The organism is Pseudonocardia pini (genome assembly GCF_013870575.1).
GTDB classification, from domain to species: Bacteria; Actinomycetota; Actinomycetes; order Mycobacteriales; family Pseudonocardiaceae; genus Pseudonocardia; species Pseudonocardia pini.
Genome location: NZ_JACBXB010000320.1, coordinates 1 through 5,993, shown reverse-complemented (window position 1 = coordinate 5,993; position 5,993 = coordinate 1). Strand labels below are relative to the sequence as shown.

General features: G+C 72.6%; 8 protein-coding genes. 4 read left to right on the top strand and 4 right to left on the bottom strand.

What is annotated here, in order from left to right:
* Positions 1 to 239: hypothetical protein (locus H5J29_RS18195; RefSeq protein ID WP_181782154.1), on the bottom strand; the 239-nt coding region annotated here is incomplete at its 3' end.
* Positions 236 to 499 (bottom strand): helix-turn-helix domain-containing protein, encoded by a 264-nt coding sequence (locus tag H5J29_RS18190; RefSeq protein ID WP_181782153.1) that lies wholly within the window; start codon positions 497 to 499, stop codon positions 236 to 238. The genes H5J29_RS18195 and H5J29_RS18190, both read right to left, overlap by 4 nt.
* Positions 500 to 533: 34 nt before the next feature.
* Between H5J29_RS18190 and map the strand changes: the two genes are divergently transcribed.
* Genes map through H5J29_RS18175 form a run of 3 tightly spaced genes read left to right on the top strand, consistent with a single transcriptional unit; the run spans position 534 to position 4,516 of the window.
* Positions 534 to 1,301, top strand: coding sequence for a type I methionyl aminopeptidase (gene map / locus H5J29_RS18185; protein WP_181782152.1), 768 nt, complete (start codon positions 534 to 536; stop codon positions 1,299 to 1,301).
* Between the two features lie 9 nt (positions 1,302 to 1,310).
* The gene (locus H5J29_RS18180) at positions 1,311 to 2,918 is read left to right on the top strand and encodes an acyl-CoA synthetase (protein WP_181782151.1); all 1,608 of its coding nucleotides are present in this window, start codon (positions 1,311 to 1,313) and stop codon (positions 2,916 to 2,918) included.
* 59 nt (positions 2,919 to 2,977) lie between these two features.
* Positions 2,978 to 4,516, top strand: a complete 1,539-nt coding sequence (locus tag H5J29_RS18175; protein ID WP_181782150.1) for an acyl-CoA synthetase — start codon at positions 2,978 to 2,980, stop codon at positions 4,514 to 4,516.
* On the opposite strand, the gene H5J29_RS18170 is transcribed toward H5J29_RS18175, so the two are convergent.
* Complete coding sequence (locus tag H5J29_RS18170) at positions 4,507 to 5,373, bottom strand: NAD(P)H-binding protein (protein ID WP_181782149.1); 867 nt, start codon at positions 5,371 to 5,373, stop codon at positions 4,507 to 4,509. The genes H5J29_RS18175 and H5J29_RS18170 overlap by 10 nt on opposite strands.
* 66 nt (positions 5,374 to 5,439) lie before the next feature.
* Between H5J29_RS18170 and H5J29_RS18165 the strand changes: the two genes are divergently transcribed.
* Positions 5,440 to 5,817, top strand: a complete 378-nt coding sequence (locus tag H5J29_RS18165; protein WP_181782148.1) for a winged helix-turn-helix transcriptional regulator — start codon at positions 5,440 to 5,442, stop codon at positions 5,815 to 5,817.
* Here the strand turns inward: H5J29_RS18165 and H5J29_RS18160 are convergent.
* Positions 5,774 to 5,993: HAD-IA family hydrolase (locus H5J29_RS18160; protein WP_181782147.1), on the bottom strand; the 220-nt coding region annotated here is incomplete at its 5' end. The two genes, H5J29_RS18165 and H5J29_RS18160, sit on opposite strands and share 44 nt — an antisense overlap.

Genomic DNA, 5,993 nt, shown 5'->3' with positions numbered 1-5,993 from the left:
CCCTGCTCCGCGGCCTCGCCGAGGGTATAGCGGGTGTCGGTGACCCGGTACGTGCCTGCGGCGGGATCCAACGCGACGACATGGGTGAGCCGCTCGGTGTGCCGCCGACCGCGCGCCCGCGGCGGGCCGGTGACCTCCGCGGTCAGCACGAACCCGGCGTCCGTGCGTTCCAGCGCATACGGCCCGGACGCCGCGGCCTTCCGGACTCTCGCGACGAGCGGCGCGGGGTCGAGGCTCATGCCGCGGGACTCGCCCCGTCCGTCTGCCCGCACTCCGCGAGTGCCGCCAGCGACAGCCCCAGCTCGGTGGCCAGCGCCGCGACCGTGAAGAAGGCGGGCGTGGGGATCCGCCCGGTCTCGATCTTCCGCAGGGTCTCCGGCGAGATGTCGGCGGCCGCCGCGACCGCGCCGATGCTCCGCTCGCCGCGCGCGGCGCGCAGCAGGGAACCGAGCCGTTCACCGCGCTCGCGGTCCTCGGCGGTCAGGGGGACGCGCACCATGGACGTCATACTAATACCGGTATTGTTATCTCCCGTGATCGAGCTGAAGACGCCCGGGGAGATCGACGCGATCGACGCCGCGGGCTCCGCCGTCGCACGGATCCTCGCCGCGGTGCGCGAGCGGGCCGCGCCGGGCGTGCGACCCACGGAGCTGGACGCGCTGGCGGCGGACCTGATCGCCGAGGCCGGGGCCGTCTCCAGCTTCCGCGGCTACCACCCGCGCTGGGCCCCCACCCCGTACCCGGGCGTGCTGTGCGTGAGCGTGAACGACGCCGTCGTGCACGGCATCCCCGCCCGCGCGAAGCTGCGACGGGGAGACCTGCTGTCGGTGGACTTCGCCCTGCACCTCGACGGCTGGTGCGCCGACGCGGCGTTCTCCGTGGTCGTGGGGGAGGGCGATCCGGGGGACGAGAAGCTGATCGCCACGACGGAGGCCGCCCTGCAGGCGGGCATCGACGCGGCGCAGCCGGGCGCGCGGCTGGGGGACATCGGCGCGGCGGTCGCGGCCGTCGCGCGGGGAGCGGGCTACGGGATGCTCGCCGACCACGGCGGCCACGGCGTCGGCCGGTCGATGCACGAGGAGCCCCACGTGCCCAACGAGGCCAAGGCGAACCGCGGCCTGCGGCTCGAGCCCGGCCTGGTGATCGCGATCGAGCCCATGCTGCTGGCGGGCGGCCGGGACGGCTACCGGCACGACCGGGACGGCTGGACGCTGCGCACCGCCGACGGCAGCCGTGCCGCCCACGCCGAGCACACCCTCGCGATCACCGAGGGGGGTCCGCGAATCCTGACGCTCCCGTAGATTGCGGGTGTGTCCGACGTCGCAGCGTTCACGCCCGAGACCACCGCCGCCATCGCGCGGACCCGCAGGCACGCCCTCGGGGACCTGTTGCACCGCACCGCGAAGCGCTACCCGGACAAGCTCGCGGTGGTCGCCGCCGAGCGCCGGGCCACCTTCACCGAGTTCGACGAGGCCGTGAACCGGTGCGCGAACTCGTTGGCGGGCAGGGGGCTCGTCAAGGGTGACCGGCTGGCCCTGCTGAGCCACAACTCGTGGGAGTTCGCGGTGCTGGCCTTCGCCACCGCGCGGCTGGGCGTGGTGCTGGTGCCGGTGAACTTCATGCTCAACGCCGAGGAGATCGGCTTCATCCTCGGCCACTCCGGCGCGAAGGGACTGGTCACCGAGGACGCCCTCGCGCCCACCGCCGAGAAGGCGATCGCCGTGGCGGGCCTCGAGGGCGGGGTCCGCGGCTGGATCGCGCTCGCCGGGACCGCGCCGAGCGGGGACTGGGAGGACGTCGGGACCTGGATCGCCGAGGGTTCGGCCGGCGCCCCGGACGTCGACGTGGCAGACGACGACCCCCTGCGCCTGATGTACACCTCCGGCACCGAGTCCCGCCCCAAGGGCGTGATGCTCTCGTCGAAGTCGCTGGTCAGCCAGTACGTGTCCTGCATCGTCGACGGCGGCATGGCGGCCGAGGACGTCGAGGTGCACTCCCTGCCGATGTACCACTGCGCGCAGCTGGACTGCTTCTTCTCGGTCGACGTCTACCTGGGCGCCACCAGCATCATCCTGCCCGGCGCCGACGCGGCCACCCTGCTCGAGACGATCGAGCGCGAGAAGGTCACCAAGCTGTTCTGCCCGCCCACGGTGTGGATCTCCCTGCTGCGCCACCCGGACTTCGACACCCGCGACCTGTCCACCCTGCGCAAGGGCTACTACGGCGCCGCGGCCATGCCCGTCGAGGTGCTCCGCGAGCTGCAGCGCCGCCTCCCCGAGGTGCGGTTCTGGAACTTCTACGGCCAGACCGAGATGTCCCCGCTGGCCACGATCCTGCGCCCCGAGGAGCAGCTGCCGAGGGCGGGCAGCGCGGGGCGCGCGTCGCTCAACGTGGAGACCCGCGTGGTCGACGACGAGGACGACGAGGTCCCGACCGGCGAGGTGGGCGAGATCGTGCACCGCTCGCCGCACGCGGCGCTGGGCTACTACAACGACGAGGAGAAGACGGCCGCGGCCTTCCGGAACGGCTGGTTCCACTCCGGTGACCTCGGGGTGATCGACGCCGAGGGCTACCTGGCGGTCGTGGACCGCAAGAAGGACATGATCAAGACGGGTGGGGAGAACGTGGCGTCCCGGGAGGTCGAGGAGGCCCTCTACCTGCTCGACGGCGTCGCGGAGGTGGCCGTGTTCGGCATCAGCCACCCGCACTGGATCGAGGCGGTGACCGCCGTCGTCGTCCCGAAGCAGGGTGTCGAGCTCAGCCGCGAGCAGGTCGACGCGCACGCGAAGGAGAAGCTCGCCGGCTACAAGCGCCCCAAGTACGTCGTGTTCGCGGAGTCACTGCCCAAGAACCCCAGCGGGAAGATCCTCAAGAAGGACCTCCGGGTCGAACACGCCGAACTGGCCGCCGAGGGGTAGCTGATCGATCGTTCAGTGGGCTAGAACTGGGGGCATGCGCAGCGCGGCGGAGTTCTGACGTGTACCCCGGCACCTGGGCCCGCAAGGCCCCCGACCACCCGGCCACGATCATGTCCGGCGGACCGCTCGATGGGATCGTCCAGACCTACGCCGAGCTCGACGAGCGTTCGGTCCGGCTGGCCCGCGTGTTCGCCGAGGCCGGTCTCGGCCCGGGCGACCACGTCGCCGTCGTGTCGGAGAACCGGCCGGAGGTGTTCGAGGCCTACTGGGCCGCCGTCCGGTCCGGGCTGGTCGTGACCGCGGTGAACAGCCACCTGACCCCCGACGAGGCGGCCTACATCGTCGACGACTGCGAGGCGCAGGTCCTCGTGGTCTCGGCGGCCCTGCCGGGCCTCGCGGAGGCGGTCGTCGCGGGCACCCCGCGGGTGCGCCGCAGGCTCGCCGTGGGCGGGTCGGTGGCGGGGCACGAGGACTACGAGGGTGCGCTCGCGGCGGTGTCCGCCGCGCCGCTGGAGCACGAGCCCGCCGGGAGCGACATGCTCTACTCCAGCGGGACCACCGGGCGTCCCAAGGGGATCCTGCGGCCGCTGCCCGAACGGCGGGTCGACGAGCCCGGGGACGCGATGCTCGAGGTCTTCGCACCGGTCTACGGCTTCGACCGGGACACCGTCTACTACTCGCCCGCCCCGCAGTACCACTCCGCGCCGCTGCGGTTCGGCGCGATGACCCACGCGGTCGGCGGCACCCTGGTGATCGCGGACCGCTTCGACGCGGAGCGCGCGCTCGCCGACATCGAGCGGTTCCGGATCACCCACAGCCAGTGGGTGCCCACGATGTTCGTGCGGCTGCTCAAGCTGCCCGCCGAGGTCCGCGCCCGCTACGACGTCTCGTCGCTGCGGGTCGCGGTGCACGCCGCGGCGCCGTGCCCGGTCGAGGTCAAGCGCCGGATGATCGAGTGGTGGGGCCCGGTGCTGGAGGAGTACTACAGCTCCACCGAGTCGCCGGGGCAGACGCGGATCTCGTCCGCGGAGTGGCTGGCGCACCCCGGGTCCGTCGGGCGGGCGACGGTCGGCGTGCTCCGGATCTGCGACGACGCGGGCGCGGAGGTCGGCCCGCGCCAGGTCGGCACCATCTACTTCGAGCGGGACGAGCCGACCTTCAGCTACCACGGTGACCCGGCGAAGACCGCCGACTCCCGGCACCCGCGGCACCCCAACTGGTCCACGACCGGCGACCTGGGCTACGTCGACGAGGACGGCTGGCTCTTCCTCACCGACCGCAAGGCCTTCATGATCATCTCGGGGGGTGTGAACATCTACCCGCAGGAGATCGAGGACGCCTTCGCCCTGCACCCCGCGGTGCACGACGTCGGCGTGGTCGGGATGCCGGACGAGGAGATGGGGGAGCAGGTCCTCGCCGTCGTGGTGCCTGCCGAGGGCGCGGCGCCGGGTCCGGAGCTCGAGCGGGAGCTGCTGGAGTTCGTCCGGACCCGGATCGCGCGCTACAAGTGCCCCCGGCGCGTCGACTTCACCGACTCGCTGCCCCGCACGCCCACGGGGAAGCTGGTGAAGCGGCGGATCGTGGAGCGCTACCGCTGACCCCGGCCGGACGCCAGTGCCTCGCGGACGACCTCCCGGATCCCGGTCGCCGGGCGGCCCAGCAGCGTGGCCAGGTCGTCCGAGGGCTCGGCGAAGAAGCCGTCGCTGACCAGCTGCCCCACGAAGGCGCCCTCGCCCGCCTCCGACAGCGGGATGGCCCGGTGGGCGACGGGCGAGCCGGACTCCTCGCTGATCACGGCGGCGAGCTCGTCGTAGGTCCAGAGCGGGCCGCGTAGCTCGTACGTGCGGTTCTCGTGCCCCTCGTCGGTCAGCACCGCGGAGGCGGCGAGCCCGAAGTCGAGGATGGTCGCGGTGTTCAGCGCCCGGCCGCCGTCGGCCGCCACGGTCTCACCCGCCGCGATCGCCGCCGACACGGCGGCGGGGTTCACGAAGAAGTCGGTGTAGAAGCTGTTGCGCAGCGCGGTGAACGGCACCCCGGACTCGCGCAGCAGGGCCTCGGTCGCGGCGTGGTCGGCGAGGAACCCCGGGCCGGTGTCGGCCGAGATCGCGCTGGTGTAGACGATGCGCTTCGCGCCGACGGCCTTCGCCGCGGCGATCGCGTTGCCGTGCTGGCGCGGCCGGGTGCCCGGGGTGACGTCCGGCGACGACACGATCAGCACGACCTCGGCGCCCCCGAACGCCTTCTCCAGGCTCGCCGGATCCTCGTAGTCGCCCTGCCGGACGTCGACGTTGCGCGAGGTGCCGTACGCCTCGATGGAGGCGGGTGTGCGCGAGACGGCGATCAGCTCGTCCCCGGGCAGCTTCGTCAACAGGTCCTCGATGACGACGCGGCCGAGATTGCCGCTGACTCCGGTCACCACGATCATGAAGGTGTTCCTCCTCGGTTCGGTCTTCACACGAACCTACGGTGATGTACTTTCTCTGCGTAAGTACGTACCTCGGGGTAAGGACGGGAGGCGGCCGTGAGCGCGCAGGTCGAGGCGGTGTCGTGGCCCGGCCCGGGTGACGCGTTCGACAGCGACTGCCCCGCCCGGGTGGTGCTGGACCACATCACGTCCAAGTGGGCCGTGCTCGTGCTCGTCGCGCTCCTCGAGGACGGGGAGACGCGGTTCAGCGCGTTGCGACGGCGGGTGGGCGGGGTGAGCGAGAAGATGCTGGCCCAGACCCTGCGCACCCTGGAGGGCGACGGGTTCGTGGTCCGCACCGTGGTGCCCAGTACGCCGCCGCAGGTCTCCTATGCGCTCACCGACCTGGGGCGGGACCTCACCCTGCACCTCTCGGGGCTGATCGGCTGGATCAACGCGAGGGTGCCGGAGATCGTGGCGGGGTCCACTCGCTGAGCAGGTCCGCCAGGTCGGGCAGGCCGGAGATGCTGAGGTCCCCGCGCAGGCCGCGGAGCGCCGCGGTGTACATCCCGGCGGCATAGCCCGCGGCCAGACCCGGGGTGCTGTCCTCGACGACCAGGCAGGAGCCGGGCTCCACGCCGAGCGCGGCCGCGGCCGTCAGGTAGCCCTCC